This is a genomic window from Pseudomonas benzopyrenica, assembly GCF_036884265.1.
Taxonomy (GTDB): domain Bacteria; phylum Pseudomonadota; class Gammaproteobacteria; order Pseudomonadales; family Pseudomonadaceae; genus Chryseomonas; species Chryseomonas benzopyrenica.
Genome location: NZ_CP145723.1, coordinates 2,582,090 through 2,608,662, shown reverse-complemented (window position 1 = coordinate 2,608,662; position 26,573 = coordinate 2,582,090). Strand labels below are relative to the sequence as shown.

General features: G+C 66.2%; 25 protein-coding genes and 1 tRNA gene. 7 read left to right on the top strand and 19 right to left on the bottom strand.

Annotated elements, in window-relative coordinates; all coding sequences use genetic code 11:
• Position 1: 1 nt before the first annotated feature.
• The 3 genes from V6W80_RS12380 to ribB form a co-directional block, all read right to left on the bottom strand.
• The gene (locus tag V6W80_RS12380) at positions 2-925 is read right to left on the bottom strand and encodes an ABC transporter permease (RefSeq protein ID WP_338544389.1); all 924 of its coding nucleotides are present in this window, start codon (positions 923-925) and stop codon (positions 2-4) included.
• 1 nt (position 926) lies between these two features.
• A complete protein-coding gene (locus tag V6W80_RS12375; protein WP_338544388.1) occupies positions 927-1,949 on the bottom strand; it encodes an ABC transporter substrate-binding protein in 1,023 nt (340 codons plus the stop codon).
• Positions 1,950-2,139: 190 nt separating this feature from the next.
• Positions 2,140-3,198: a 3,4-dihydroxy-2-butanone-4-phosphate synthase gene (gene ribB, locus V6W80_RS12370; RefSeq protein ID WP_430707807.1), complete on the bottom strand. Its 1,059-nt coding sequence runs from the start codon at positions 3,196-3,198 to the stop codon at positions 2,140-2,142.
• A gap of 129 nt (positions 3,199-3,327) precedes the next feature.
• On the opposite strand from ribB, the gene V6W80_RS12365 reads away from it, so the two are divergent.
• Positions 3,328-3,615, top strand: coding sequence for a DUF1330 domain-containing protein (locus tag V6W80_RS12365; protein ID WP_338544387.1), 288 nt, complete (start codon positions 3,328-3,330; stop codon positions 3,613-3,615).
• A 45-nt stretch (positions 3,616-3,660) separates the two neighbouring features.
• Here the strand turns inward: V6W80_RS12365 and V6W80_RS12360 are convergent, their stop codons facing one another.
• The 6 genes from V6W80_RS12360 to V6W80_RS12335 form a co-directional block, all read right to left on the bottom strand.
• Positions 3,661-4,416 (bottom strand): GntR family transcriptional regulator, encoded by a 756-nt coding sequence (locus tag V6W80_RS12360; RefSeq protein ID WP_313649639.1) that lies wholly within the window; start codon positions 4,414-4,416, stop codon positions 3,661-3,663.
• 128 nt (positions 4,417-4,544) lie between these two features.
• Entirely contained in the window at positions 4,545-5,030 is a 486-nt protein-coding gene (locus tag V6W80_RS12355; RefSeq protein ID WP_059315038.1) for a flavin reductase family protein, read from the bottom strand.
• Between the two features lie 15 nt (positions 5,031-5,045).
• The gene (locus V6W80_RS12350; RefSeq protein ID WP_338544386.1) at positions 5,046-6,527 is read right to left on the bottom strand and encodes an aldehyde dehydrogenase; all 1,482 of its coding nucleotides are present in this window, start codon (positions 6,525-6,527) and stop codon (positions 5,046-5,048) included.
• Positions 6,524-7,363: an alpha/beta fold hydrolase gene (locus tag V6W80_RS12345; RefSeq protein WP_338544385.1), complete on the bottom strand. Its 840-nt coding sequence runs from the start codon at positions 7,361-7,363 to the stop codon at positions 6,524-6,526. Before V6W80_RS12345 ends, V6W80_RS12350 begins: the two co-directional genes overlap by 4 nt.
• Positions 7,364-7,376: 13 nt before the next feature.
• Positions 7,377-7,967 (bottom strand): amino acid synthesis family protein, encoded by a 591-nt coding sequence (locus tag V6W80_RS12340; RefSeq protein ID WP_059315035.1) that lies wholly within the window; start codon positions 7,965-7,967, stop codon positions 7,377-7,379.
• An 84-nt stretch (positions 7,968-8,051) separates the two neighbouring features.
• Positions 8,052-9,089: an LLM class flavin-dependent oxidoreductase gene (locus tag V6W80_RS12335; RefSeq protein ID WP_160922555.1), complete on the bottom strand. Its 1,038-nt coding sequence runs from the start codon at positions 9,087-9,089 to the stop codon at positions 8,052-8,054.
• A gap of 271 nt (positions 9,090-9,360) precedes the next feature.
• On the opposite strand from V6W80_RS12335, the gene V6W80_RS12330 reads away from it, so the two are divergent.
• Both V6W80_RS12330 and gabD read left to right on the top strand, forming a co-directional pair.
• Positions 9,361-10,767 carry a purine-cytosine permease family protein gene (locus V6W80_RS12330; protein WP_257705974.1) on the top strand — a complete coding sequence of 469 codons (1,407 nt, stop codon included), beginning with the start codon at positions 9,361-9,363 and terminating at the stop codon, positions 10,765-10,767.
• A 53-nt stretch (positions 10,768-10,820) separates the two neighbouring features.
• Positions 10,821-12,266 (top strand): NADP-dependent succinate-semialdehyde dehydrogenase, encoded by a 1,446-nt coding sequence (gene gabD / locus V6W80_RS12325; protein WP_430707718.1) that lies wholly within the window; start codon positions 10,821-10,823, stop codon positions 12,264-12,266.
• Between the two features lie 100 nt (positions 12,267-12,366).
• On the opposite strand, the gene V6W80_RS12320 is transcribed toward gabD, so the two are convergent.
• From V6W80_RS12320 to V6W80_RS12290, 7 genes are all read right to left on the bottom strand, one after another.
• The gene (locus tag V6W80_RS12320) at positions 12,367-12,933 is read right to left on the bottom strand and encodes an NUDIX hydrolase (RefSeq protein ID WP_338544383.1); all 567 of its coding nucleotides are present in this window, start codon (positions 12,931-12,933) and stop codon (positions 12,367-12,369) included.
• Between the two features lie 125 nt (positions 12,934-13,058).
• Positions 13,059-13,283, bottom strand: coding sequence for a DUF2188 domain-containing protein (locus V6W80_RS12315; protein ID WP_064308602.1), 225 nt, complete (start codon positions 13,281-13,283; stop codon positions 13,059-13,061).
• Between the two features lie 109 nt (positions 13,284-13,392).
• Positions 13,393-14,826 carry an aldehyde dehydrogenase gene (gene aldA / locus V6W80_RS12310; RefSeq protein ID WP_338544382.1) on the bottom strand — a complete coding sequence of 478 codons (1,434 nt, stop codon included), beginning with the start codon at positions 14,824-14,826 and terminating at the stop codon, positions 13,393-13,395.
• Positions 14,827-14,839: 13 nt separating this feature from the next.
• Positions 14,840-15,640 (bottom strand): HpcH/HpaI aldolase/citrate lyase family protein, encoded by an 801-nt coding sequence (locus V6W80_RS12305; RefSeq protein WP_338544381.1) that lies wholly within the window; start codon positions 15,638-15,640, stop codon positions 14,840-14,842.
• A gap of 18 nt (positions 15,641-15,658) precedes the next feature.
• Positions 15,659-16,993: an MFS transporter gene (locus V6W80_RS12300; RefSeq protein WP_338544380.1), complete on the bottom strand. Its 1,335-nt coding sequence runs from the start codon at positions 16,991-16,993 to the stop codon at positions 15,659-15,661.
• A gap of 21 nt (positions 16,994-17,014) precedes the next feature.
• Positions 17,015-18,199: an L-rhamnonate dehydratase gene (gene rhmD, locus V6W80_RS12295; RefSeq protein ID WP_059315028.1), complete on the bottom strand. Its 1,185-nt coding sequence runs from the start codon at positions 18,197-18,199 to the stop codon at positions 17,015-17,017.
• A gap of 13 nt (positions 18,200-18,212) precedes the next feature.
• Complete coding sequence (locus V6W80_RS12290; protein ID WP_338544379.1) at positions 18,213-19,511, bottom strand: MFS transporter; 1,299 nt, start codon at positions 19,509-19,511, stop codon at positions 18,213-18,215.
• A 178-nt stretch (positions 19,512-19,689) separates the two neighbouring features.
• On the opposite strand from V6W80_RS12290, the gene V6W80_RS12285 reads away from it, so the two are divergent.
• From V6W80_RS12285 to V6W80_RS12270, 4 genes are all read left to right on the top strand, one after another.
• Positions 19,690-20,637, top strand: a complete 948-nt coding sequence (locus V6W80_RS12285; protein WP_338544378.1) for a LysR family transcriptional regulator — start codon at positions 19,690-19,692, stop codon at positions 20,635-20,637.
• A gap of 165 nt (positions 20,638-20,802) precedes the next feature.
• A tRNA-Asp gene (locus V6W80_RS12280) sits at positions 20,803-20,879 on the top strand.
• 155 nt (positions 20,880-21,034) lie between these two features.
• Positions 21,035-21,610, top strand: coding sequence for a hypothetical protein (locus tag V6W80_RS12275; protein WP_338544377.1), 576 nt, complete (start codon positions 21,035-21,037; stop codon positions 21,608-21,610).
• Between the two features lie 362 nt (positions 21,611-21,972).
• Entirely contained in the window at positions 21,973-22,347 is a 375-nt protein-coding gene (locus V6W80_RS12270) for a histone-like nucleoid-structuring protein, MvaT/MvaU family (protein ID WP_017640462.1), read from the top strand.
• A gap of 299 nt (positions 22,348-22,646) precedes the next feature.
• Here V6W80_RS12270 and V6W80_RS12265 read toward each other — a convergent pair whose 3' ends face one another.
• The 3 genes from V6W80_RS12265 to kdpC form a co-directional block, all read right to left on the bottom strand.
• The gene (locus tag V6W80_RS12265) at positions 22,647-23,336 is read right to left on the bottom strand and encodes a response regulator (protein ID WP_338544376.1); all 690 of its coding nucleotides are present in this window, start codon (positions 23,334-23,336) and stop codon (positions 22,647-22,649) included.
• A 61-nt stretch (positions 23,337-23,397) separates the two neighbouring features.
• A complete protein-coding gene (locus V6W80_RS12260; protein WP_338544375.1) occupies positions 23,398-26,025 on the bottom strand; it encodes a sensor histidine kinase KdpD in 2,628 nt (875 codons plus the stop codon).
• The gene (kdpC, locus tag V6W80_RS12255) at positions 26,022-26,573 is read right to left on the bottom strand and encodes a potassium-transporting ATPase subunit KdpC (RefSeq protein ID WP_338544374.1); all 552 of its coding nucleotides are present in this window, start codon (positions 26,571-26,573) and stop codon (positions 26,022-26,024) included. Before kdpC ends, V6W80_RS12260 begins: the two co-directional genes overlap by 4 nt.

The following is a 26,573-nucleotide window of genomic DNA, read 5'->3' as shown; positions in this document are numbered from 1 at the left end:
GTTACCTCGCGTTCTGGGGGTCGACCGGGGATTCCGGTTGCAACCTGAGATAGAGGGCGAACAGCACCAGGGCGATGACGATCAGCAAGGCCGCGGCGGCGCTGGCCAGGCCCCAGTTGAGGAAGGACTGCACCTGTTGGATGATGAACTCCGGCAGCATCATGTTCTGCGCCCCGCCCAGCAGCGCCGGGGTAACGTAGTAGCCGAGCGACATGACGAACACCATCAGCGCGCCAGAGCCCAGGCCCGAGCGGCACATGGGCAGGAACACCTTGCGGAAGTTGGTCCAGGGACTGGCGCCGCAGATGGCGCCGGCCTGCAGCACCATGGGGTCCATGGCCTGCAGCGTCGCCTGCAGCGGCAGCACGATGAAGGGGATCATGATGTAGGTCATGCCGATCACCACCCCGGTGAGGTTGTTGACCAGCGCCAGGGGTTCGTCGATCAGGCCCATCGCCATGAGCAGCTTGTTGATCACCCCAGAACCCTGCAAGAGCACCAGCCAGGCGTAGGTACGGGCCAGCAGACTGGTCCACATCGACAGCAGCACGATGTTGAACAGCACCCGGCCCCAGCCGCGGGGCATCAGGGTGATGGTCCAGGCCAGCGGAAAGCCGATCAGCACGCTGAACAGGGTCACCAGGGCAGCGACCCCAAAGGTGTTGAGCAGCACCTGGGCATAGGCCCCATTGGCAAACAGGGTCTGGTAGTTGCCAAGGCCCGGCGTGGGTTCGAGGACGCCGCGCAGCAGCAGGCTGATCAACGGGACCAGGAAGAACAGGCCGAGGAACAGCAGGGCAGGGACGAGGTGACTCGCGCCCTTCCAGCGGACGGCGCGTTCACCCCGGGTCCGCGCCGGATCGTTCAGCGCACGGCGGTCCTTGGCAGTGCCGAGCACCGCTCGGCTGGAGCTGGAGGCAGACATGTCATTTCACCAGCCATTCGTTCCAGCGGCTGGCGATCTCGCCACCGTGCTGGGCCCAGTAGGCGAAGTCCAGGGTGACCTGCTCACTGCCGTAGGCGGTGGGCAGATTCTTGGCCAGGTCCGGGGTCAGCTTGGCGATGCTGTCGACGTTGACCGGCGCATAGGCGGTGAGATTGGCAAAATCCGCCTGGCCGCGAGGGCTGCTGGCCTCGGCGAGGAATTTCATCGCGGCGTCCTTGTTCTTGGCGCCCTTGGGCACCACCAGCATATCGGCCATGACCAGGTTCTGTTTCCAGCTCACGCCTACTGGCGCGCCGTCCTGCTGCAGGGCGTGGACGCGACCGTTCCAGAACTGCCCCAGGGTCGCTTCGCCGGAGGCGAGCAACTGCTGGGACTGGGCGCCGCCGCCCCACCAGACGATGTTCTTCTTGATGGTGTCGAGCTTCTTGAAGGCGCGGTCCAGGTCCAGGGGATAGAGCTTGTCCTTGGGCACGCCGTCGGCCAGCAGGGCCAGCTCCAGTACGCCGGGGCTCGGCCATTTGTAGAGCGCACGCTTGCCGGGGTAGGTGGTGGTATCGAACAGCGCCGACCAGTCCTGCGGCTGCTTGCTGCCGAGCTTGCCCTGGTTGTAGCCGAGCACGAAGGAGAAGAAGAAGGAGCCCACCGCATGGTCATTGACGAAGCGCGGATCGATCTTGGTGCGATCGATGGTCTTGAAATCCAGGGGTTCGAGCAGGCCCTGCTGGGCGGCGCGCAGGGCGAAATCGGCTTCCACGTCGACCACGTCCCATTGGACGTTGCCGCTTTGCACCATGGCCTGGAGCTTGCCGTAGTCGGTGGGGCCGTCCTGCACCACCTGGATGCCGGTCTGCTGGGTGAAGGGTTCGGCCCAGGCCTGCTTCTGGGCATCCTGGGTAGTGCCGCCCCAGCTGGTGAAGTTGAGACTTTCGGCCTGGGCCGGAAGGGCCAGCGTAGTCAACAGGCCGGCAGCGACCACAGAGACGACTTTAAGCTTCAGCAACATCGTGACGCCCTCTTTTGTTATTGGATCGGCGCGGCAGAGGTGCCGCGGCCTTGTAGGAGTCGTGCGATTCGAGGCGGATAGCGGCACCTCGAAGTAGAGCTGTCGACCCTGTCGAACGGGTCGTTTTGTCATTCGATATTATGGTATTCCAAACTTTTTGCAAGCCTGCCAGAGGCCTCTGGAAGGGGCTTCAGCCAGGAAAAGGCAGGGTCTCGACGATCTCCAGTTCGTACCCGGTCAGGCCGGCGTAGCGCAGGGGCAGACCCAGGTGACGGATGCGCCCGACGCCCAGGTCCTGCAGGATCTGCGCACCGGTGCCTACCTCGGCATAGATGCGCGACTGGGAGCGTTCGAACAGCCGCTTGGGCTGGGTCAGCGAGGGCACCCGGGCCAGTAGCGCCTGGGAGGATTCGTGGTTGGCCAGTACCACCACGATGCCGTGGCCTTCCTGGGCGACGCGTTCCAGGGCAGCCCACAGGGTCCAGCTCGGCGGCCCGCTGTATTCGGCACCGACCAGGTCGCGCAGGGGGTCCAGGGCATGGACGCGAACCAGGGTAGGCGTCTCGCGGTCAATGTCGCCCATCACCATGGCCAGGTGGACGCCGCCCTCGATGCGGTCCTCGTAGGTCAGCAGGCGGAAGGTGCCGTGCACGGTGGGCAATTCGCTCTCGCCAATGCGCGTGACGGTGTGCTCGTGGCGCAGTCGGTAGTGGATGAGGTCGGCGATGGTGCCCAGCTTGATGCCGTGGCGTTCGCCGAAACGCTCCAGATCCGGACGCCGGGCCATGCTGCCGTCGTCGTTCATCACCTCGACGATGACGGCGGAAGGGTCGCGACCGGCCAGGCGCGCCAGGTCGCAACCGGCCTCGGTATGGCCGGCACGGGTCAGCACGCCGCCATCGCGGGCGCGTAGCGGAAAGATGTGGCCCGGCTGGACCAGGTCCCGCGCGGTGGCGTCCGGTGCCACTGCGGCTTCGATGGTGCGCGCCCGGTCGGCGGCCGAGATGCCGGTAGTGACGCCGGTGGCGGCTTCGATGGACACGGTGAAGGCGGTGCCGTGGACGGTGCCGTTGTCACTGACCATCTGCATCAGGTTGAGCTGGCGGCAGCGTTCCTCGGTCAGCGTCAGGCAGATCAGGCCGCGGGCTTCGCGGGCCATGAAGCTGATCGCGGCAGGGGTGCAGGCATCGGCGGCGAGCAGGATGTCACCTTCGTTTTCGCGGTCTTCGTCGTCGACCAGGATGACCATTTTGCCGGCACGGAAATCCTCGATGATCGCTTCGATGGGATGGATGGCCACGGCTACCTCTCAGGGTTCTGGATTGTTCTGTAATCTGGTATACCATGAGACAAAACGTAGCGAAAGAGGCAAAGCGCCATGAAAGGTTATTGGATTGCAGAGGTCGATGTGACCGATCCCGAGGCTTATCGCGGCTATACGGAGCGCGCCCCGGCAGCCTTCGCCCGCTATGGCGGACGCTTCCTCGCGCGGGGCGGACGCGCCGAGCAGCTGGAGGGCGACGGCTGGGCAACGCGCCGGGTGGTGATCGAGTTCGATTCCTACGAACAGGCCCTGGCCTGCTATCGCTCGGCGGAGTATCAGGACGCCTGCGGGCACCGGCAGACGGCGGCCCGGGCCGAGATCTTCATCGTCGAAGGACTTTGAGCGCGACGGCCAGGGGCGGCGGTTGCCGCGCCTGGCCGAAGAGGGCTAGCGCTCGATGCGCGGCTCGTCCTGCACGCGGGGAACGAACAGCTCACGGGCCTGTTCGCCCTGGTGCTCCTGTTGCCGCTGCAGGTAGTCGAGGGCGACCTGGGCGGCGGCGCGGACGTGATCGACCGAAGCCTGGTGGGCGGCCAGGGCATCGCCACTGCGGATGGCGGCGACCATGCGCTCCATCTCCGCGTTGCTCGCCTGGCGGCGATTGGCCTGGGACACCGAGGTGGCCCTCAGGTAGCTCACCCGCGCCTGCAACTGGCGCAGCTGGGTGGCGGCGACGCGGTTGCCGCAGCCCTCCATGAGCACATTGTAGAAGTTCTGGACGGTCTCGATGACCTCTGGCAGTTCGGCGCCCTCCAGAGCCTTGCGGTTTTCCTCGAGAGCCTGTTCCAGCGCCTCGATTTCCCGGGGGCCGGCGCGCAAGGTGAAGAGTTGCACGATCAGGCCTTCCAGCACGCAGCGTAGCTCATAGAGGTCGCAGGCATCCTCCAGGGTGATGATGGCGACGCGCGGCCCGCGGGCATCGGCGAACTCCACCAGGCCTTCGGATTCGAGATGACGCAGGGCTTCGCGCACCGAAGTGCGGCTCACGCCCAGGCGGTCGCAGAGATCGCGCTCCACCAGGCGGTCACCCGGCAGCAACTGGAAGTTCAGGATCGCCTGGCGCAGGCGATTGCACACCATTTCACGCAGGGTGACCGGGCTGCGGGTGATCTTGAAGCTGTCGTCTAGTTGCGCGCGTCTCATGGGGCTCTCTGGCGGACCGGTTCTACAGGCGACGACGAGGCACGCGACTACGTGGGGCCTGCGTGCTCGCCAGGGCGGAAGAGGGCAAGTCTAGCATGCCCCCTGCGGGCGTTCATGGGCCCTTCCGCTTAGGCATAGATCGGTGCGGCGCCCATCCGGCCCCGGTGATAGAGCATCGGGATCACCTCCTGGTCCGGCACGATGAGATTCTTCACCGCCCCGACGATGATGGCGTGGTCGCCCCCGTCGTACTCGCGCCACAGCTCGCACTCGATCACCGCCGTGGCGTCGGCCAGCAGCGGATTGCCCAGGGCGCTGCGCGTCCATTCGATGCCCTGGGTCTTGTCCTTGCCCTTGCTGGCGAAGGCGTAGGCGATACGCTGTTGTTCGGCGCTCAGCAGGTGGATGGCGAAACCCTTGCCGTCACGCAGCAGGGGGTAGGTGTCGGAGCTGTAATTGGGACAGAAGAGCACCAGCGCCGGATCCAGCGACAGGGCGCTGAAGGCACTGGCGGTCAGGCCGGCGAGGTTGCCTTCGGCATCCAGGGTGGTGACCACGGTGACGCCGGACGGAAAGGCGCCCATCACTTGCTTGTAGATTGCGGGATCGATCATGACTGCCAACCTCGTTTAACGCATTACAAAGGGATCGGGCATCGGTGCCTGGGACAGATTGATCCATACCGTTTTGGTTTCGGTATAGGCCAGAACCGAGTCGATGCCGCTCTCGCGGCCGTAGCCGCTGTTCTTGAAACCGCCGATCGGCGCCATGGCCGAGACCGCGCGATAGGTGTTGACCCAGATGATGCCGGAGCGGATGTCCCGCGCCAGGCGATGGGCACGGCCCAGGTCGCGGGTCCAGATGCCAGCGGCGAGTCCCAGCTCACTGTCGTTGGCCAGGCGCAGGGCCTCGGCCTCATCCTTGAAGCGGATCACCGCGGCCACCGGGCCGAAGACTTCCTCCTGCATGATGCGCAGCGAGTGGCGGTCGCATTCCAGCAGGGTGGGTTCGTAGTACCAGCCGGCGCTGCCGGTGTCGGGTCGCTTGCCGCCCAGGCGCAGCGTCGCGCCTTCGGCCAGGGCCGCTTCTACCAGCCGCTCGACGATGGCGAGCTGCTGCTCGGTGGCCATCGGGCCCATCTCGCTGGCATCGTCCTGGGGATTGCCGATATGGATGCGCTGGGCGCGCTCCACCAGCCGGGTCACGAATTCGTCGTAGATCTCGTCCTGCACCAGCAGCCGCGAGCCGGCCACGCAACTCTGCCCGGAGGCGGCATAGATACCGGCCACCGCGCCGTTGACCGCGCTATCGAGGTCGGCGTCGGCGAAGATGATGTTGGGCGACTTGCCGCCCAGCTCCAGGCTCAGCTTAGCGAAGTTCTCGGCGCTGGCGCGGACCACGTGACGGGCCGTGGCGGCGCCACCGGTAAAGGCGATCTTGCGCACCAGCGGATGGCGGGTGAGGGCCGCGCCGGCGCCCGGACCATAGCCGGTCACCACGTTGAACACGCCGGGCGGAATGCCGGCTTCCAGGGCCAGTCGTGCCAGCTCCAGGATGGTGGCCGAGGCGTGCTCGGACGGCTTGATCACCACGGTGTTGCCAGCGGCCAGGGCCGGGGCGACCTTGATGGCGGTCAGGTACAGCGGGCTGTTCCAGGGCACGATGCCGGCGATCACGCCCAGGGGTTCATGCACCGTGTAGGCGAAGAGGTCGGTCTTGTCGAGGGGCAGGGTGCTGCCTTCGAGCTTGTCGGCGAGGCCCGCCGTGTAGTGGAAGAATTCCGGCAGGTAGCCGACCTGGCCGCGGGTCTCGCGGATCAGCTTGCCGTTGTCACGACTTTCCAGCTGGGCCAGGGCCTCCTTGTTGGCGGCGATGAGATCGCCCAGCCGGCGCAAGAGCTTGCCGCGGGCGCTAGCGGTCAGGCCACGCCAGGCCGGCGCCTCGAAGGCTCGCTGGGCGGCCTGGACGGCGCGGTCGACGTCGTCGGCATCGGCGTCGGGCAATTCCGCCCAGGCGGTCGCGGTGGCCGGATCGAGACTGGCGAAGGTACGGCCCGACTGGGCCGCGGTCCATTCGCCGTCGATGCACATCTGAAAACGTTGCAGGGTCATGCCACGTATCCCTTGATGGAAGTGGAAGGGGCCTTGGCCAGGGCGTCGTCGAGGAAGTCCAGCAGCAGGGCGTTGACCAGCTTGGGTGACTCGACCGGCATCATATGGCGCTGGTCGGCCAGCACGGCAGTGCGCGCGTGCGGAATCCGTGCGGCCAGCTGGCGCGCCATCTCAGGGGTCGAGCCGCTGTCCAGCTCGCCGGTAGCCACCAGGGTGGGCACCTGGAGGCTGTCCAGCCGCTCGGCACCGTAGCGGTCCTGGGTGGCGAACAGGGCGTAGGTGGTCAGATAGCCCTGGGGGTCGTTGTTGGCGAAGGCCTGGCGCAGCGCCTGGATCTGCGCCGGGTTGGCGCCTTGGTACTCGCGGCTGAACCAGCGGGCCAGGGCGCTATCCAGGTTGGCGTCGGGGCCTTCGAGTTCGGCCTGGCGGCTCCGCTCCAGAACTCCGCTGCGTTGCTCCACCGAGCGATTGAACACGCTGTTGAGGATCACCAGCGCGTCCAGCCGCTGCGGATGGCTCAGGGCGAAGGCCCGGGCGATCAGGCCGCCCATGGAGAAGCCGACCACCACGGCCGTTGCCAGCCCCAGGTGATCGAGCAGTTCGGTGAGCTGCGCGGCATAGTCGTCGAGCGTCGCCTGCGCCGCCGGGCGCTGGCTCTCGCCATGGCCGAGCATGTCATAGGCGATCACCTGGTAGCGTGGTGCGAGCCCCGCGAGTTGACCGCCCCACATGTCCTTGCTGAGCCCCACCCCGTGGATCAGGACGAGGGGGCTGCCATCGCCGGCGATGCGGTAGGCGGTGCCGGCGGGGGTCTTGGCGTCTGTAGACCGGATCATTCGCGGGTTCTCCTCAGCGCGCCTTTTCAGCCGCGAGTTCCTCGAGGTCGATGTAGCGGTTGCCGATGCGCGGATGCAGGCGGCCACCATCGGCAGCGCCCAGCACCACCACGATCTCGTCGGCGCGCGGCGCGTCCTCGATGCGCATTTCCAAGGTGATGTAGTGGGATCTGAGGCCCTCGTCATCCTTGTGCATCATGGGAATCTGGATGGAGGTACCCGGCGCGCCCCGCTTATTGGTGAAGCTCAGGTAGCTTTTCGCCTGGACCGCTTCGCGATAGTGGTTGCCGAATCTGAGGGTGTGGATTACCGCCGAGGCGTGTTCGATCTCGCCGTCGGCGCCGACCACGGCCGCCTTGCCATAGGCCTCGATGCGTTCGGCGCCGCCGATGGCGCGGGTCAGGCGCTCGACGATGAAGGCGCCCAAGTCGGAGCAGTGGGCCTTGATCTCGGGCTTGAGGTCTTCGACGAAGCCCTGGCCAGCCCAGGGGTTGCGGATCACCACGGCAACGCCGGCCATGGTCACCGGCTTGTCGGTGGCCTTGCCCCCTTCGATATGGGTTTCTTCGAGATAGGTGACGACCTTGCGGATTTCGAAACTCATGCTGACTCCTGGGATGTCTGTTGGATGATGGTATGCCACGCGCTTAGGCGTGTTGAAGGTCCGCGCCGGAGCGCGGACCCTGGATCAGGCAAAGGCCGGCGCCACCTTGTCGATGAACAGTTGCAGCGACTTCTTCTTCTCGGCGAAGGGCAGGCTGTTGTCGCACCAGAAGCTGAATTCGTCGACGCCCAGTTCCTCGTAGTGACGCAGGCGGGTGATGACCTCGTCGGGGGTGCCGATCATGGTGTTCTTGCGGATGTTCTCCAGCTCGAACTCAGGGCGGCCGGCGAACTTCTCTTCCGGACTCGGGGCGAGAAAGCCGTTGACCGGGGTTTCCTTATTGCCGAACCAGGCATCGAAGGTGCGGTAGAAACGGCCGATGGCCTGGGCACCGATCTTCCAGCCCTCGGGTTCTTCAGCCGCGTGCACATGGGTGTGGCGCAGCACCATAAGCTTCGGCCGAGCCACCCCGGGATTGTTGGCCAGGGCGTTGTCGAACTTGTGCTTGAGATCGACCACTTCCTCGTCGCCCTTCATCAGCGGCGTGACCATGACGTTGCAGCCGTTGGCCACCGCGAAATTGTGCGAATCCGGATCCCGCGCGGCGATCCAGATCGGCGGGGTGCCGACCGGCTTGGGCACGCTGGTGGAGGTGGGGAATTGCCAGACTTCGCCGTCGTGGGCGTAGTCGCCTTCCCAGAGCTTGCGCAGCGCCGGGACCAGTTCGCGCAGATGCTTGCCGCCAGCGGTGGCGGGCAGGCCGCCGGCCATGCGATCGAATTCCACCTGGTAGGCACCGCGTGCCAGGCCCACTTCCATGCGGCCTTCGCTGATCACGTCGAGCAGGGCGCATTCGCCAGCCGCACGCAGGGGATGCCAGAAGGGCGCGATCAGGGTGCCGGCGCCCAGGCGGATAGTCGAGGTACGGGCTGCGAGGTTGGCCAGGATCGGCATGGGGCTGGGGGAAATGGTGTATTCCATCGCATGATGCTCACCGACCCAGACGGTGCAGAACCCGCCGGCTTCGGCCATCAGGGTCAGCTCGGTCAGTTCTTCGAACAGCTGCCGATGGCTGACGCTTTCGTCCCAGCGTTCCATGTGCACGAACAGGGAAAATTTCATAGAAGCCTACCTCTTGTCTTCCACCTCGGCGCAGGGCTCGGGTGTCTCTTGTTGGCGGTACGCGACGGCTCGGCCAGTCGATATTTTTATTGGTATACCATAATACGTGAGCTGGCAAGCAGAGATGTAACGAGATTCGGCGGCAGTCCCCAGACATCGCTTCCACAGGTCAAAAGGCGGTTGTGTAATCTGGTATACCGTAATACTTTCTGCTCACCAGGACGACCTGTCCAGCAGGCGTCTTCCACAACTACAACAATGGAATTCCTGGATGTCCGCAGCCCCTCGCTCCGCCGTCGCCATCGAAACCCATACCGTGGATCACGTCGCCCCGGCCGAACGCCACGGCCATAGCCGCGATCTCTTCACCCTCTGGTTCAGCACCAATATCGCGCCGTTGCCTATCGTCACCGGCGCCATGGTGGTCCAGACCTTCCACCTAAATCTGGCCTGGGGCCTGATGGCCATCGTGCTCGGGCATCTGCTCGGCGGGGTGGTGCTGGCCCTAGCCTCGGCCCAGGGACCGCGGCTGGGCATTCCGCAGATGGTGCAAAGTCGCGGCCAGTTCGGCCGCTATGGCGCCCTGCTGATCGTCTGCGTCACCGCGCTGATCTACGTGGGCTTTTTTACCTCCAACGTGGTGCTGGCCGGCAAGTCGATCCAAGGCCTGGTGCCGGCCGTACCCATGCCGCTGGCCATCGTGGTCGGCGCCCTAAGCGCCACGGCCATCGGGGTGATCGGTTATCGCTGCATCCATACCCTCAATCGCTGGGGTACCTGGGTCATGGGCGCGGGGTTGCTGGCGGGTTTCGCCATGATGCTGACCCAGCCGCTACCCGCGGACTTCCTGACCCGTGGAGGCCTCAATGCCAGCGGTTTCGTCGCTACGCTGTCGCTGGGGGTGATCTGGCAACTGAGTTTCTCGCCCTATACCAGCGACTATTCGCGCTATCTGCCGGAAGCCGTGGGGATCGCACGACCTTTCTGGGCGACCTACCTTGGCGCCACCCTGGGCACCATCCTGGCCTTTTCCTTTGGTGTGGTGGCGGTGCTGGCGGTGCCGGCCGGTAACGACGCCATGGCCGCCGTGGCCCAGGCCACCGGCTGGCTGGGCCCGGTGCTGATGGTGCTGTTCCTGCTCAACATCATCAGCCACAACGCCCTCAACCTCTATGGCGCGGTACTTGCCATCATCACCTGCGTGCAGACCTTCGCCGCCGGCTGGACACCGGGCGTCAAGGTCAAGGTGGTGCTGTCCAGCCTGGTGCTGGTGGGCTGCTGCAGCGTGGCGCTCATGGCCTCGGCCGATTTCATCGAAAGATTCATCGGCCTGGTACTGGCCATGACCATGATCCTGGTGCCCTGGGCTTCCATCAATCTCATCGACTTCTATCTGATCAAGCGCGGCGACTACCACATCCCTTCATTGTTCGCCGCCGACGGTGGCCGCTACGGTCGCTTCAACGGCCATGCCATCGCCGCCTACGCGGTCGGCATCCTGGTGCAGCTGCCGTTCGCTAACACGGCGTTGTTCAAGGGGCCCTATGCCGACCTGGTGGCAGGCGCCGATCTGTCCTGGCTGTTCGGGCTGCTGGTGACCTGCCCGCTGTATTTCTGGCTGGCCTACCAGGGCTCGCCGGCCCAGGCCGCCCGGCTGCAGGCTGCCTCGGCACAATGAGCTGCGTCGCTGTCGAAAACCACCTTCAATCCCCCTCCCGAGGAACCCCGCTCATGTTGCAAGACGCTTCCCTGTTTCGCCAGCAAGCCTATGTCGACGGCGCCTGGATCGACGCCGACAGCGGTGCCACCGTCAAGGTGGACAATCCGGCCACCGGCGAGACCCTGGGCACCATTCCCAAGCTCGGCCGCGCCGAGACCAAGCGTGCCATCGACGCTGCCAACCGTGCGCTGCCGGCCTGGCGTGCGCTGACCGCCAAGGAGCGTTCGGCCAAGCTGCGGCGCTGGTACGAGCTGATGATCGAGAACCAGGACGACCTGGGCCGGCTGATGACCCTGGAGCAGGGCAAGCCGCTGGCCGAGGCCAAGGGCGAGATCGTCTACGCCGCCTCCTTCATCGAGTGGTTCGCCGAAGAAGCCAAGCGCATCTATGGCGACACCATCCCCGGCCATCAGGCCGACAAGCGCATTCTGGTGATCAAGCAGCCCATCGGCGTCACCGCCGCCATCACGCCGTGGAATTTCCCCACCGCGATGATCACCCGCAAGGCCGGTCCGGCCCTGGCCGCCGGCTGCACCATGGTGATCAAGCCCGCCAGCCAGACCCCCTATTCGGCGCTGGCGCTGGTCGAACTGGCCGAGCGCGCCGGCATTCCCAAGGGCGTGCTAAGCGTGGTCACTGGCTCCGCCGCCGAGATCGGCGCCGAGCTGACCGAAAGCCCCATCGTGCGCAAGATTTCCTTTACCGGCTCCACCGAGATCGGTGCCAAGCTGATGGAGCAGAGCGCGCCCACCATCAAGAAGCTGTCGCTGGAGCTCGGCGGCAACGCGCCCTTCATCGTCTTCGACGACGCCGACCTGGACAAGGCCGTGGAAGGCGCCATCGCCTCCAAGTACCGCAACGCCGGCCAGACCTGCGTCTGCGTCAATCGCCTCTATATTCAGGACGGCGTGTACGACGCCTTCGCCGAGAAATTCAAGGCCGCGGTGGCCAAGCTCAAGGTCGGCAACGGCCTGGAAGAGGGCGTCACCATCGGCCCGCTGATCGACGCCAAGGCGGCGGCCAAGGTCAAGGAGCACATCGACGACGCCGTGAGCCAGGGTGCCAAGGTCATCGCCGGCGGCAAGGCCCACGCCAATGGCGGCAGCTATTTCGAGCCGACCATCCTCGCCGACGTGCCCAAGAGCGCCAAGGTGTCCAAGGAAGAGACCTTCGGCCCGCTGGCGCCGCTGTTCCGCTTCAAGGACGAGGCCGAGGTCATTGAGCTGGCCAACGACACCGAATTCGGCCTGGCCTCCTACTTCTATGCCCGCGACCTGTCCCGCGTGTTCCGCGTGGCCGAGGCGCTGGAGTACGGCATGGTCGGCATCAACACCGGCCTGATCTCCAACGAGGTCTCGCCCTTCGGCGGCGTCAAGGCATCGGGCCTGGGCCGCGAGGGCTCCAAGTACGGCATCGAAGAGTACCTGGAGATCAAGTACCTCTGCCTGGGGATCTGATCCCGTTCGTTGGGCTTCGCGGCGCTCAACCCAACCTACCAGCCCCCGTAGGTTGGGTTGAGGCGGCTGCACCGTCGAAGCCCAACAGCTCCCGGCGCCATCAACCCAAGGGATGCAACTGCCCGGCCTCGGCCGTACCGAAATAGAGGCCATGCTGACCCTGCGCCTGCTCGTGCAGACGGCGCTCCAGGATCTGCTGGATCGAGGGGTAGGCCAGTTCGGCCCAAGGCAGCTCGTCCGGGGCGAAGAAACGGCGCTCCAGGGTCTCGACGCCAGCGTCGGCGGCGATCTCGATCAATTCGGCGCGAAAGATCAGATAGACCTGGTTGACCGTCGTGGCGTTGAAGATGGAATAGGGTGCCAATATTCGCGCCCGCACCCCGCTTTCTTCCCAGGTCTCGCGCAAGGCCGCCTGCTCGGCGCTCTCGCCGTTCTCCATGAAGCCCGCGGGCAGGGTCCAGTAGCCAAGCCGCGGCTCGATGGCCCGGCGACAGAGCAGATAGCGGCCCTGATGCTCCACCAGGCACCCGGCAATCACCCGCGGATTGTCATAGAGCACATGGCCGCAGGCGGTGCACAGCAGCCGCTCGTGGCTATCCCCAGCGGGCCGGCCACGCCGGAGTTCGGCACTACCGCACTGGCAGCAGAAACGCGGAGATGAATTCATGCTGACCTCGCTTGACCGCCATTCTGATTGTTATGTCTTACGGTATACCACCGCTACGGATGGTAGGCGAGGGGGATGCGGTCAAAGCAGGACCCTGCTGTGCCCAGCAGCAAGGTCCTGACACCTCAGCCCTTGGACTGCGCCGGATCCGCACTGCGCGGATAGGTGCGCTCTTCCTCGATACGACCGTCGCTGGTGTGGATCTTGACGCTGCCGGTCTTGCCGTCCATGAACTGCGCAGCCTGGTGGACGATGGCGTCCTTGGTCGACGCCTTGAGCAGGGCACGATCGCCATGTTCCTCTTTGAATTCCCAGCCGGTGTCGGTAGGTACGATGTGGTAGTTCTGCATCTGGTCTCCCTGGGGCCGCTGGCCCGTGCCTGATCTTGGATTGCGCCTGTTTCGACCCGCGTTCGCCCAGGAACATTCGAGCGAAGCGGGTAGCCACCAGCCTCGATCCCTAGCCCTGCAGATAGACCACCTGGGTGTGGGTGTACTCATAGAGCCCGTGCTTGCCGTCGGCGCCGCCGATGCCGGACTTGCGCACCCCGGCGTGAAAGCCCTGCATGGCCTCGAAGTTTTCCCGGTTGATGTAGGTCTCGCCGAAGTCGATCTCGCGCATGGCGTGCATGGCCTTGCTCAGGCTGCGCGTATAGACGGAGGAGGTCAGACCGTATTCGCAGTCGTTGGCCAGGGCGATGGCTTCGTCGAGATCGTTCACCACCTGGATCGGCAGCACCGGGCCAAAGATCTCCTCGCGCATGATCGGCATCTCGGCGCGACAGTCCGCCAGTACCGTGGGCTGGAAGTGAAAGCCGCGGCCCAGGTCGGCGCGGCTGCCGCCGGTGACCAGGCGAGCACCCTGGCCGAGGGCGACATCGACCTTGGCCGCCACCTTGTCCAGGCCGGCGGCGTTGATCAACGGCCCCATCTCCACGCTGGTGTCGGCCTCGGGATCGCCGAACCGGGTAGCGGCCATGGCGCGGCCGATGCGCTCGATGAAGTCCTCGGCCACCGCGCGCTCCACATAGACGCGCTCGGCGCAGTTGCACACCTGGCCGGTGTTGATGATGCGCGAATCGCGGATGGCGCGTACCGCCAGGTCCAGGTCGGCATCGGCCAGGACGATGGCCGGCGCCTTGCCGCCTAGCTCCAGGTTGAGCTTGGTCAGATTCGGTGCCGCAGCGGCCATGATCCGCGAGCCGGTGGCGACGCTGCCGGTAAAGCTGACCATGTCGATGCCGGCGTGGGCACTGAGCTGGCCACCTATGGCCCCGGCGCCGCTGACAAGGTTGAAGACCCCGGGCGGCAAGTCGGTCTCGGCCACCAGGCGGGCGAATTCATGGGCATTGATCGGGGTTTCCTCGCTGGGTTTGATCACGATGGTGTTGCCGGTGATCAGCGCCGGTGCCAGCTTGCGGGCGATGAGAAAGAAGGGGAAGTTCCAGGGCAGGATGCCGGCCACCACGCCCAGTGGCTTGCGCAGCAGAAAGATCTGCTCGTCGGGCCGGTCGCTGGTGATGATCTCGCCTTCTATGCGTCGCGCCCACTCGGCCATGTAGTCGAGATAGTCGGCGGTGAAATTGACCTCCACTTCGGCCAGGCCACGGACCTTGCCCTGTTCGGCGACAATGGTCCGGGCCAGCCGCGGTGCGTGCTCACGCAGCTTTACCGCGATGCGCCGCAGATAGCCGGCGCGCTCGATGGCTGGTTTGCGGGCCCAGGGCTTCTGGGCGCGGCGGGCGGCGGCGATGGCCTGATCGACGTCTTCACGACTGGACGCCGGCACCCGGGCCAGGGCCTCGCCGGTGGCCGGGTTATGGACGAGAAAGTCCTCGGCGGCCGGCAGGAAACGGCCATCGATGTAGTTCTGGTAGAGGGGCAGATCGGCCATGGCGGACTCCGGGTCAGTAGGTGCGAGAGGGCGGCTGGGGCGCTTCGAGGGGGCGATAGCGGGCCAGGTTGGCCAGCGCCGCCTGGCGGAACAGGCTGATGTCGATACCGACGGCAACGAACTGGCACCCCCAGGCGCGATAGCGCCGGGCATCGTCTTCCTGGGGCGCCAGGATCCCGGCCACCTTGCCGGCAGCGCGGGTCGCCTCGATGGCGGCGCGGATGCGCGCCTGGACCTCCGGGTGGCCCGGATTGCCGGCATGCCCCAGGCCACTGGAGAGGTCCGCCGGGCCGACGAAGACGGCGTCCACGCCCTCCACCGCGGCGATCTCGGCAACGTTGTCGCTGCCCAAGCGCGATTCCACCTGGACGATCAGGCACAGCTCGCTATGGGCGGTGTGCAGGTAGTCGGGCACTGCGTCCCACCGGGTGGCGCGGGCCAAGCCGCCGCCGACGCCACGGATGCCGTGGGGCGGATAGCGCATGGCGCGCACCAGGGCGCGGGCCTGCTCGGCGGTCTCCACCATGGGCACCATCAGCGTCTGCACGCCGATGTCCAACAATTGCTTGATCAGCACCGCATCGCCGGTCACGCAGCGCACCACCGGTGCCGTGGAATAGGGCGCCACCGCCTGCAATTGCGCGAGGATGCTCGGCACCGTATTGGGGGCGTGCTCGCCGTCGATCAGCAGCCAGTCGTAGCCGGTACTGGCAGTGATCTCGGCAGCGTATCCGGTGGCGAAACCGGCCCAGAGGCCATAGAGGGTGTCGCTGCCCGCCAGGCGGGCCTTGAAGGGATTGCGGGGCAGATCCATGACGGTCTCCAGGAGGATTCAGGAAGGGGTATCGGGGAGGCGCACCAGCAGCCCATAGCTCAGGGCGCCGGCCACCGCGACGGCGGCGGCGATGCCCAGCGCGAGACCAAAGGAGCCGGTCTGCTGGACGATCATGCCGGTGATGACCGGGGCGAAGGCGCCGCCGAAGTAGCCGCCAAAATTCTGGATGCTGGCCAGGGACGCCACCTGGTGCGAAGGCACGGCGACGCTGACCAGCGACCAGGTGCCGGCTACCGCCACGTTGAGGCTGAACAACGCCAGGCTGAAGCAGAGGATGACGCTGCCGATGCCGGTCACCCCGGCGCTGCACAGGGCGAACAGCCCGGCCGCAGCAAGACCGCCACAGATCGGCAGTTTGCGGCTGAAGGCCAGGCTGCGACCGCTGCGGGTCAGGCGATCCACCAGCAGGCCGCCGCTGATGACGCCACAGGCCCCGGCCAGGAACGGCAGGCTGGCGACCCAGCCGGCCTGGGACAGGGACAGGTGATGGACCCGTTCCAGGTAGGCCGGCAGCCAGGTCAGGAACAGCGACAGCATGTAGATGATGCCCACATAGCCAATCACCACGCCCCAGGTCAGGCGGCGGCGGAACAGCCCCAGCCAGTCGGCGAAGGTCAGCCGCAGACCGGCGTCCTGAGGCGGCAGGCCGGCGTCCAGGTGCGCCCGCTCGGCGGCGTCCAGCGCCACCTGCACCCGGTCGCGATAGCTCAGGTACCAGAGCGCCGCTACCAGGACACCGAGCACGCCCATGGCGATGAACATCTGCCGCCAGCCGAGCCAGAGCAGCAGGGCGGTGAGGATCGGCTGGGAGATCGCCGGCCCCAGGGACGACGACAGGTTGAAGATGCCGGAGGGCAGGCCGCGTTCGCGGACGTTGAACCACTCGCTGACCACCTTGGCACCGGCCGGGAATTGCGGCGCCTCGCCGATACCCAGGCCGATGCGGGCGAGGATCATCAGGTGCAGGCTGCTGAGCAGCCCCAGCACGCCTTGGGCGATTGACCAGAGGCAGATGCCCAGGCCCAGGGTCAGGCGCGCGCCGAAGCGGTCCAGCAAGCCGCCGATGGGCAACTGCGCGAAGGCATAGGCCCAGGCGAAGGCCGACAGCAGCAGGCCCATCTCGGTCGGCGTGAAGCCCAGCTCGCCGCTGATGGTCTGGTTGGCGATGGCCAGGGTGCTGCGGTCGAGGTAGTTGACGAAGCCGGCCAGCACCAGCAGCGCCAGCGCGACTACCTGCACCCGCTTGAGGCGGGCGCTCTTGGGGGGTAATGGCGTCGCGGCGGGGCGCGCATTCGGTACCGGTGTCACCAGGGTATCTTGGGTCGCTTTCATCCAGCCCTCCCGGGCAACGCCTCAGTGGCTATAGGGACGTTCCAGGGCGCACTCCGGATTGAGGCGCACGCCGAAGCCAGGCCGATCCAGCGCCGAGGCGCGCATGCGGCCCCGCACCGGTACGGGTTCGTCCAGCAGTTGCGGATGGAACATGGGCACCACCTCGTCGGCCTTGGGCGCCATCATCAGGAACTCGGCGAAGGGGCTGTTGGTGCGGGTAATGACGAAGTGGTAGCTGTAGACCGAGGAGCCGTGGGGCACCACCAGGGCGTTGTGGGCATCGGCCAGCGCCGAGATGCGGATCAGCTCGGTGAGGCCACCGCACCAGCCGACGTCGGGCTGGAGGATGTCGCAGCAGCCCATCTCCAGCAGTAGCCGGAAGCCCCAGCGGGTGGCCTCGTGCTCCCCGGTGGTGACCAGCATCCCGCGCGGCACGTTGCGCCTGAGTTCGGCATAGCCCCAGTAGTCGTCCGGCGGCAATGCCTCCTCGATCCACTTGAGGCCGAATTCATGGGCGCCCTGGGCCAGGCGGGTGGCGTAGTTCAGGTCCAGGCTCATCCAGCAGTCGAGCATCAACCAAAAGTCGTCGCCGACCCGTTCGCGCATGGTCGCCAGGGCCTCGAGATTCTTGCGCAGGCCTTCCTCGCCCTCGGCCGGGCCGTGCTGCAGCGGCAGCTTGCCACCGATGAAACCCATCTCCTTGGCCAGGTCCGGCCGGGCGCCGGTGGCATAGAACTGCAATTCGTCACGGACGGCGCCGCCGAGCAGCTGGTGTACCGGTTCCTGGCGCAGCTTGCCGAGCAGGTCCCAGAGCGCAAGATCCACTCCGGAGATGGTGTTGAGCACTATGCCCTTGCGGCCGTAGTAGAGGGTCGAGAGGTACATCTGGTCCCAGATCTTTTCCAGGTCGGTGACCTTGGCGCCCTCCAGGAAGCGCGCCAGGTGTCGCTCGACGATGAAGGCGCCCAGCTCGCCGCCGGTGGTGACGGCGAAGCCCACGGTACCGTCACTGGCCTCGACTTCCACCACCAGGGTGCCCAGCACGTTGATGCCGAAGCTGCGGCGGCTCTGGCGGTATTCCGGGTACTTGGCCATGGGCGTGGCGATGTGGTCGTCGATCCAGTGGCCGTCGCCCTGGTCGTGATAATCGGCGCCGCCGCCACGAAGGGTGTAGGCACGAACCTGCTTGATGGTGGGTAGGGTCATGGAAAGGGCTCCCTTAGTGACTGGGCGTGAGCTGGGCTTGGGGATCGGCCTGGCGACGCTGGCGCAGGCCGAGAATCAGGGCGGCCGCCACCAGGGTGGTCCCGGCGAGCAGATAGAGGCCGGCGCCGGGGTGGGCGAAGGTCACCTCGGCCCAGCGCTTGGCCAGGGGCGCGATGAAGCCGCCGATGGCGCCGCAGGTGTTGATCAGGGCGATGCCGCCGGCCGCGGCGCTGCCGCGCAACTGGTCGGACGGAAAGGTCCAGAACAGCGGCTGCACGGCGATGAAGCCGGCGGCGGCGAAGCACAGGGCGATCAGCGCATAGAGCGGCGAGAAGGTCACCGAGGCGGCGATGCCCAGCCCGGAAATGGCCAGGGTGGCGGCCGCGGTGCGGCGGCGTTCGCCGGTACGATCCGACCAACTGGGGATCAGCCAGGCGGCGAGCAGGGCGCAGACCCAGGGAATCGCCGAGACCAGGCCGACCAGCAAACCGACCTTCTGCCCCAGCAGGCCGGCCACCTGGGTCGGCAGGTAGAAGACCACGCCATAGACGCTGGCCTGGATAAGCAGGTAGATACTGCACAGCAGGAGGATGCGCGGCTGACCGAGCAGACGCAGCAGCCCACCGTGATGGGGCTTGGCGGCGTCCTCGGCATCCAGCGCCTGTTGCAGCGCCTGCTTTTCCGCATCGCTCAGCCAACGCGCATCGCGCGGCCGGTTGTCCAGGTAGAACCAGGCCCAGACCCCCACCAGGCTGGCCAGCGCCCCTTCCACTAGGAACATCCATTGCCAGCCGTGCAGGCCGCCGAAGCCGTCGAATTCCAGCAGCAGCCCCGACAGCGGGCTGCCGAAGATGAAGGCCAGGGGCGCGCCGAAATAGAAGAAACCTAGCGCCCGGGCGCGGTAGCGCGAGGGAAACCAGTAAGTGAGGTAGACGATAACCCCGGGAAAGAAGCCGGCTTCGGCTACCCCGAGCAGGAAGCGCAGCACATAGAAGGCCGTCGCCGTATGGGCGAACATCATGGCGGCGGAGATCAACCCCCAGGTCACCATGATGCGGCACATCCACAGGCGGGCGCCGACGCGGTGCATGATCAGGTTGCTGGGGATCTCGAGAAAGGCGTAGCCGACGAAGAAGATCCCGGCGCCAAGGGCGAAGGCCGCGTCGGAGATGCCGGTATCGGCCTGGAAGGCGACCTTGGCGAAACCCACGTTGGCCCGGTCGAGAAAGGCCATGACGTACATCAGCAGCAGGAAGGGCAGCAGGCGCCGGGTGACCTTGGCGACCAGCCCCGGTGACAGGGTGGTGTGCATGGCGATCTCTCTTGTTGTTGTGATTCGGCCACGGCTCAAGGTAGTCGCAGTTGCAATGCCTGGATAATCGCTTTTTGTTTAGGACCGATACCCTTAAGGTATCGGTATGCCTCACCCGCCTGGCCAGAGCCGTTGAGCCCGGCTGGACGCCTCCGCTCGCGCCTCCAGGATGCTGCCGATGAACGCTTCCCCCCATGCCCGTGCGCTGTTCGGCCGGCTGCGCTACAAGCACCTGCTGATGCTGGTGACCCTGGCCGGGACCCGCAATCTGCACCGTGCTGCCGAAGCCCTGCACATGTCGCAGCCGGCCACCACGCGCATGCTGCAGGACGTGGAGGAGGCCTTTGGCTGCGTGCTGTTCGAGCGTCAGGCGCGCGGGTTGCAAGCGACCGCGCTGGGAGAAGAGGTCCTCGACTTCGCCAGGCGCGCCCTCAACGGTCTGGATCGTTGCGCCGAAGATCTCAATGCGCGACGCGCCGGGGGGTACGGGCATCTCGCAATCGGCGCCATCATGGGTGCCTTGCCCGACCTCGTGGTGCGGGCCATCGCCGAAAGCAAGGCGCGCCAGCCGGGCCTGCAGCTACGCATCCTAGGCGACACCAGCGATCAGCTCACCGAATTGCTCGAGCAGGAACGGATCGACGTGGCCATCGCCCGGTTCACCCAGCCGGCGGACCGCGGGCGTTTCGTCTTCGAGCCACTGGGCAACGAGCATCTGGCCGTGGTGGTGCGTACCGGACATCCGCTGACCGGTCGCATCACGCCCGATCTGGCGGAACTGGTGGCGGACTGGCCGTGGATCCTGCAACCCGAGGCCAGTCCGGCACGGGTGGCGCTGGAAGCGGCTTTCGCCCGCCGTCAGCTGCCGCCCCCGGCAGACGTCATCGAATGCGGCTCGGTGTTCGCCATGCTGCAACTGGTGCAGATCACCGACGCCATCCTGGTATTAACCGAGGCGGTGGTGCGCGATCACCTGCGTACCGGGCTGATGGTCTCGCTCGACCTAGAAATCACCGAACCCCTGACGCCCTTCGGTATCCTGCTGCGCACGGGGCAGGTATCCAGCGCGGCCCTGGAAGGATTTCTCGGCCTGCTCAGGCAGCAGGCCGCTGGCGCCACGGCCTAAACGAGACGCGGGCTTTCGCCGCCGCCGGTGCACGGCGAGAAATATTTTCTCCGCGCCTGTTGTTTCTTCCCTGATAAATCAGTATCTTAGCCGCCGCTGGTGCAGAGAACCCCCGCTGAACAGGTTCTCGGCAACTGCCAGCCGGATGCCGCAAGGCTTCCATGCGCAGCGGTAGTTCAGTCGGTTAGAATACCGGCCTGTCACGCCGGGGGTCGCGGGTTCGAGTCCCGTCCGCTGCGCCATATACCACCCACGAGCTCTGCCTCGCGGGTATCGAAAGAAGCGGCCCTTGTGGCCGCTTTTTTTCGTCCGGTACTTTTGTCGCCAAGTCTTGCTGCCTGGAAACCCCAACGCTTCGGTAGCCTCCAATGGCTATCGTCGGTGTACGGGAGTGGCCATGAAGATCGCCTGTCTGGGTTGGGGTTCGTTGATCTGGAAGGCGGCGGAATTGCCGGTCGCCTCGGACTGGTTCGCCAAGGGCCCCCTGTTGCCCATCGAATTCGCCCGGGAGGGCGACAGCGGCGAATTGGCCACGGTGCTTTGCGAAGGTGTGGCCGAGGTCCAGGTACTCTGGGCCTTTCTTGCGGTCGACACCCTGGAAGCGGCCCGCGAAGCCCTGCGCGAGCGCGAAGGCGTTCCAGTCGAGCAGCCCGCGTGCATTGGCAGCTGGCCAAGCGGTCCGCAATCGCCATTCCAGCAACGAATCGCGGCGTGGGCAGGCGAGCAGGGGCTCGATGCGGTGGTCTGGACTGCCTTGCCGCCGCGCAGCGGTGGCCTCAATCAGCGCATGCCCAGCGTGGAAGAGGCGCTCGACTACCTGCGTAAACTCGACCTTGAGCGCCAGGCTCACGCGCGGGACTATATTCGCCGAACGCCGGTGGCCATAGATACTGAATACCGGCGGGTAATAGCCCATACCTTCAATTGGCAACCCGCGCCTGAAGCGCAGCTGGATCTGGATGCGTCCGCCTGAGGTCCATTCCAGCGCGTTTCTCCAACGCTTTTTCAAAGGAACTGATCGCGGTTCAACCGAGTTCTCATCGATTATGCAAGTTAGGATTGGAACTTTTAATCGGCCGGTCTTCCTTGCGATATAGCCTGCAACTACCTGCTTCACCGGAAACTTTGAGTATTAGCGTCTGCCAGCGTCGATTCATCGGCTTGGCTTAACCTTTTCTTAACGTTCAAACTTGCCATCGCACATAATGCCCCCTATTTTACAAAAAGGTTATTTGCCACTGGCAACCGTGACATCAATCCTTTATCTTCGCGTTCAAGTTTCGCCCGCGGGCGAAATCCTACATTCCCTTTTTCATGTTGTTGTCAGGAGCGTCCATGTCCCGTCTCGCCGAATTCCGTGCTGCCGAAGAACAACTTCGTGCTCAGCTGCAATTGCTCGAAGACCTCAAGCAGGACAGTTCCCTGCAGAAGGAAATCGAATTCGAAAGCAAGCTGCAGGAGTTGATGGACGAATACCAGATGAACCTGGGCGATATCATCGGCATCCTGGATCCGAACGCCGCCCCCAAGCACAAGGCCCAGACGCCGCATCCGGAAAAGCCGGTTGGCAAGCGTCGCCCACGCAGCACCAAGCGTTATCAGCACCCCAAGACCGGCGAGATCATCGAGACCAAGGGCGGCAACCACAAGGTGCTCAAGGCCTGGAAAGCCGAACACGGCGCCGATACCGTGGAAGGCTGGTTGCAGTAAGGCGTTACCCGGGTTTCGGTCGGTGCCGTGCAAGACGTGTCTACCGACCGGAATCTTTCTACCGCTAGAGCCGCCTGAGCACGTTCCGCAATTCCGCCAGCATCAGACCGCCAATATCGGGCGATTGTCGTCCATGCGCATCTTGGTCGCCGATTCCGGTCATATTCATCATATCTTCAATGCTTCTACGCCGGGGTTGGAAGGCCATGCCGGTCGCGCTTTTGCAGGCGCTTCGGAAAGTGAAGACTGGGCGGGCAGGTGCTTTTCTTAATGGACGAATCCTATCCAGCCTAGGCGGACTAACCGTCGTGACGCAGGCGATAGCCCACACCGGGCTCCGTCACGATATAACGCGGGGCGACCGGATCGTCTGCCAACTTCTGTCGGAGATGGCCGATCACGATGCGCAAATAATGACTGTCCTGCGCATGGGTCGGGCCCCAGATATCGATCAGCAACTGGCGCTGAGTTACTACGCGTCCTGGATAGTGGGCGAGGGCGGCCAGCACGGCGTATTCCTTGCGCGTCAGAGCGATCTCGCTCGCGGCCAGAGTGACCCGGCGATAGGCGAAATCCACTCTCAAGTCACCCACGTCCAAGGCCGCGATCTGCGGGGTCGCCGTGGTCGGGCTCTGGCGCAGCAGGGCGCGACTGCGCGCCAGGAATTCCTGGATACCGAAGGGCTTGGTCACATAGTCGTTGGCGCCGGCATCCAGGGCGCGCACCTTCTCGCGCTCGTCCGCCCGCACCGACAGCACCAGCACCGGCACCGCGGACCATTCGCGCAATTCGGCCAGCACCTCCTGGCCGTCGCGATCGGGCAGGCCCAGGTCGAGGATGACCAGATCCGGCTGGCCCAGCGCCGCCTGGGCTAGGCCCTCGGTGCCGGTGGCGGCTTCACTGACCTGATAGCCCTGGGCCGCGAGGCTGATGCGCAGGAATTTGCGGATCTGGGGTTCGTCGTCGATGACGAGGACGTGAGCGGGCATCTGGGGCTTTCCAGGCAAGAGGGCATCATCATAGCGTCTGGTACTGCAGGGATACGCAGCCTTATTCCGCAGGTGGCGCCGCCGGGAGCGGCAGGTGCATCCGCAGCGTGGTGCCACGACCGTCCAGGCCGTCTTCCACGCTGACCCGCCCGCCATGGGCCCCCACCATGCCCTGGCAGATCGCCAGGCCCAGGCCGGTGCCCTGGCCGCCCCGGTCACCCCGCGCGGCGGTATAGAACATGTCGAAGATCCGCGCGCGGTCCTCGGGCGGAATGCCAGGGCCTTCGTCGGCTACGGCGATCTGCAGTTCACCTCCCTGGCGTAGCAGGCAGATCTCCAGGCGCCCACCGGGTGCGGAGAAGCGGATGGCGTTCTCCAGCACATTGACCAGGGCCTGTTCGATCAGCGCCGGATGAACCCAGAGCAGCGGCAGGCCCGGCTCGATCCGGGTGGCTACCTGCAATCCGCTCAGCAGCGGCTGCAGGCGCTGCAGGGCGCTGGCCAGGATGTCGCCGGGGTCGACCCAGTCCCGTGCCAGCTGCAAGCTGCCGTGGCCGAGGCGGGTCATGTCCAGCAGATTCTGGATATAGCGATCGAGGCGTTCGGCCTCCTGGCGGGTGGCTTCCAGCAGTTCCTGTCGATCGCTGGTGGGAATGGCGTCCCCGAGGGTGGCCAAGGCGTCGATGGAGCCGCGCATCACCGTCAGCGGCGTGCGCAGGTCATGGGACACCGAGGCGAGCAGGGCGCTGCGCAGTTGTTCGGTCTCGCCGTGCAGGCGGGCGGCCTCCAGATCCTCGCTGAGGCGGACCCGTGCAAGGGCCTGGCCCAGGGGCTGCGCCACGCTGGCCAGCTGGCGACGCTCCGCGTGGTCCAGGGGTTGGGCGTTGTCCCGTCGCACGCCCAGCACAGCCAAGCTGCCGCTCTCACTCAGCAGCGGCCACCACCACCAGCCGCCGGAGGGCAGGGTGTCGGTGCCGCAACCGGCTGGCTTTTCCTGCTTCCAGGCCCATTCGGCGGCGATGCGTTCGTTGTTGGCCAGGGTCAGATCGCCCGGTTGGGTCACCAACTGCCCGGCCTTTTCTGGCAGCAGCAGGCAGACGTGGCGAGTCGCGTCGCCCAATTGCTTGAGCGTGACACTGACCACCGCCTGGCGATCGCTGGCGGCGCTCAGCTGACGGGTGAAGTCCAGTAGCGCCAGGGTCTCGCGCTGGGTGCGGCGCAGTGCCTGCAGCTGGCGCCGCTGGCGAGCGGCCAGATCCCCGGTGAGCAGCGCCATCAGCAGGAAGAAGGCCAGGGTGAGGACATCCTGCTCGCGGTTGATGGTCAGCGAGAAGGCCGGCGGAATGAACAGGAAATCGTAGGCGAGAAAGCCCAGCAGGGCGCAGAACAGCGCCGGGCCGCGACTGCTGCGTACCGCCACCAGCAGGACGGCGGCGAGAAAGATCAGCGAGATATTGGGCAGTTCCAGCAGCCCGGACAGGCCTTCGGCGATGGCCGCGGCTACCGTGGTCGCCAGGATCGCGGCGCCATAGGGGCCGGGTTTGATCGCCCGCCGCGGGCGGGCGGCGGCCGGGGCGTCGCGATCCAGATCGAGGATGGCGATCTCCAGCCCCTGGGCCAGGCGCAGCAGGCGACTGGCCAGGCGGCGCCGCAGACTGAAGCCGCGCGGGCGGCCGCGGCCGATCAGCAGCACGCTGGCGCGCTGGTCGCGGGCATGGCGGACCAGGGCGCGGGCCGGATCGCTGTCTCTCAGGGTCAGCACCTCGCCGCCCAGGCGTTCGGCCAGGCGCTGGCTAGCCTGGAGGTTGGCGCGGGCGGCGTCGTCCAGCGGCTGGCCGGTGTCGACGTGGACCAGGGTCCAGGGTAGGTGGCGCTGGTCGGCGAGGCGGCTGGCATGGCGCACCAGGCGCTCCGCGGAAGGCGCGGTGCCAGCGCCGACGATCAGGCGACCCAGCAGCGGCGGGGCGGCCTGGCCCTGCTGGCGGTATCTCAGGGCGAGCGCCGAATCCACCTGGGCGGCAGCGGTGCGCATGGCCAGCTCGCGCAGGGCGGTGAGATTGGTCTGGCTGAAGAAGGCATCGATGGCCACGCGCGCCTGCTCGGGCACATAGACCTTGCCCTCGCGCAGGCGCTCCAGCAACTCCCGTGGTGGCAGGTCGATGAGCACCAGGTCATCGGCGTCGAGCAGCACCTGGTCGGGCACGGTCTCGCGGACCTGGACGCCGGTGATGTCGCGCACCTCGTCGTTGAGGCTTTCCAGGTGCTGGACATTGACCGTGGTGTAGACATGGATCCCGGCGGCGAGCAGATCCTCCACGTCCTGCCAGCGCTTGGCATGGCGACTGCCGGAAGCGTTGCTGTGGGCGAGTTCGTCGACCAGTACCAGCTCCGGCGGATCGGCTAGCAGGCCTTCCAGATCCAGTTCGGTCAGCTTGAGGCCGCGGTGCTCGACCCGCCGCAACGGTTGCTGCGGCAAGCCGGCGAGAAGGGCGGCGGTCTCCCGCCGCCCATGGGTTTCGACGATCCCGGCGCGCACCCGACGGCCCTGGCGCAGGGCGGTCTGGGCCGCCTGCAGCATGGCGTAGGTCTTGCCTACGCCGGGCGCCGCCCCCAGGAAGACCTTGAGGCGCCCGCGGCCTTCCCGGTGTTCGGCGAGCAGCGCTTCGGCGCGCCCGATGCTGTCGGTCATGGAGCCAGTTCCGCCAGGGCCAGATTGAGGAGCAGGACATTAACCGTTGGCGGACCGAAGCGCGAGGTGCGCGTCTGCTCGCTCACCAGGGCTTCCAGGCGCTCCGCTGCCAGGCCGCGTGCGGCCGCGACCCGGGCGATCTGGTAGCGGGCGCCGGTCGGGGTGAGGTCCGGATCAAGGCCGCTGGCGGAGGTGGTCACCAGTTCCTGAGGCACCGGGCCCTGGCGTTCCACCTGGACCTCGGGCAGCGCCTTCTCGATCCGTTCGCGCAGCCCCGGCGCCGATTGGGCCAGGTTGCTGGCGCTGCTGGAGACGGTGGCGTAGTCGCCGGCGGAAGGGCGCGGCTGGAACCACTCGGGGCCGGTGAATTGCTGGGCGATCAGGCGGGAGCCAATGACGCTGCCGTCGTCGCGGCGGATCAGGCTCCCGCCGGCCTGGTCGGCGAACAGCACTTGGCCGAGCACCGTCACCAGCAGGGGGTAGGCGCCCCCGGTCAGGGCGCTGAGCAGCAGGAGCATCAGCGCGGCGGAACGCAATTGCATGAGCAT

Excerpts from the sequence above, each read along its gene's own strand:
- V6W80_RS12285 (WP_338544378.1), top strand. The coding sequence starts at position 19,690 with ATGAACGCTTCCCCCCATGCCCGTGCGCTGTTCGGCCGGCTGCGCTAC.
- V6W80_RS12355 (WP_059315038.1), bottom strand. The coding sequence starts at position 5,030 with ATGATCGATCCCGCAATCTACAAGCAAGTGATGGGCGCCTTTCCGTCC.
- V6W80_RS12305 (WP_338544381.1), bottom strand. The coding sequence starts at position 15,640 with ATGGATCTGCCCCGCAATCCCTTCAAGGCCCGCCTGGCGGGCAGCGAC.
- V6W80_RS12270 (WP_017640462.1), top strand. The coding sequence starts at position 21,973 with ATGTCCCGTCTCGCCGAATTCCGTGCTGCCGAAGAACAACTTCGTGCT.
- V6W80_RS12335 (WP_160922555.1), bottom strand. The coding sequence starts at position 9,089 with ATGAAATTTTCCCTGTTCGTGCACATGGAACGCTGGGACGAAAGCGTC.
- V6W80_RS12350 (WP_338544386.1), bottom strand. The coding sequence starts at position 6,527 with ATGACCCTGCAACGTTTTCAGATGTGCATCGACGGCGAATGGACCGCG.
- V6W80_RS12340 (WP_059315035.1), bottom strand. The coding sequence starts at position 7,967 with ATGAGTTTCGAAATCCGCAAGGTCGTCACCTATCTCGAAGAAACCCAT.
- V6W80_RS12290 (WP_338544379.1), bottom strand. The coding sequence starts at position 19,511 with ATGCACACCACCCTGTCACCGGGGCTGGTCGCCAAGGTCACCCGGCGC.
- V6W80_RS12315 (WP_064308602.1), bottom strand. The coding sequence starts at position 13,283 with ATGCAGAACTACCACATCGTACCTACCGACACCGGCTGGGAATTCAAA.
- rhmD (WP_059315028.1), bottom strand. The coding sequence starts at position 18,199 with ATGACCCTACCCACCATCAAGCAGGTTCGTGCCTACACCCTTCGTGGC.
- kdpC (WP_338544374.1), bottom strand. The coding sequence starts at position 26,573 with ATGCTCATGCAATTGCGTTCCGCCGCGCTGATGCTCCTGCTGCTCAGC.
- ribB (WP_430707807.1), bottom strand. The coding sequence starts at position 3,198 with ATGGTCATCCTGGTCGACGACGAAGACCGCGAAAACGAAGGTGACATC.
- V6W80_RS12380 (WP_338544389.1), bottom strand. The coding sequence starts at position 925 with ATGTCTGCCTCCAGCTCCAGCCGAGCGGTGCTCGGCACTGCCAAGGAC.
- V6W80_RS12260 (WP_338544375.1), bottom strand. The coding sequence starts at position 26,025 with ATGACCGACAGCATCGGGCGCGCCGAAGCGCTGCTCGCCGAACACCGG.
- V6W80_RS12330 (WP_257705974.1), top strand. The coding sequence starts at position 9,361 with ATGTCCGCAGCCCCTCGCTCCGCCGTCGCCATCGAAACCCATACCGTG.
- V6W80_RS12365 (WP_338544387.1), top strand. The coding sequence starts at position 3,328 with ATGAAAGGTTATTGGATTGCAGAGGTCGATGTGACCGATCCCGAGGCT.
- gabD (WP_430707718.1), top strand. The coding sequence starts at position 10,821 with ATGTTGCAAGACGCTTCCCTGTTTCGCCAGCAAGCCTATGTCGACGGC.
- V6W80_RS12320 (WP_338544383.1), bottom strand. The coding sequence starts at position 12,933 with ATGAATTCATCTCCGCGTTTCTGCTGCCAGTGCGGTAGTGCCGAACTC.
- V6W80_RS12345 (WP_338544385.1), bottom strand. The coding sequence starts at position 7,363 with ATGATCCGGTCTACAGACGCCAAGACCCCCGCCGGCACCGCCTACCGC.
- V6W80_RS12375 (WP_338544388.1), bottom strand. The coding sequence starts at position 1,949 with ATGTTGCTGAAGCTTAAAGTCGTCTCTGTGGTCGCTGCCGGCCTGTTG.
- V6W80_RS12360 (WP_313649639.1), bottom strand. The coding sequence starts at position 4,416 with ATGAGACGCGCGCAACTAGACGACAGCTTCAAGATCACCCGCAGCCCG.
- V6W80_RS12300 (WP_338544380.1), bottom strand. The coding sequence starts at position 16,993 with ATGAAAGCGACCCAAGATACCCTGGTGACACCGGTACCGAATGCGCGC.
- V6W80_RS12275 (WP_338544377.1), top strand. The coding sequence starts at position 21,035 with ATGAAGATCGCCTGTCTGGGTTGGGGTTCGTTGATCTGGAAGGCGGCG.
- V6W80_RS12265 (WP_338544376.1), bottom strand. The coding sequence starts at position 23,336 with ATGCCCGCTCACGTCCTCGTCATCGACGACGAACCCCAGATCCGCAAA.
- aldA (WP_338544382.1), bottom strand. The coding sequence starts at position 14,826 with ATGGCCGATCTGCCCCTCTACCAGAACTACATCGATGGCCGTTTCCTG.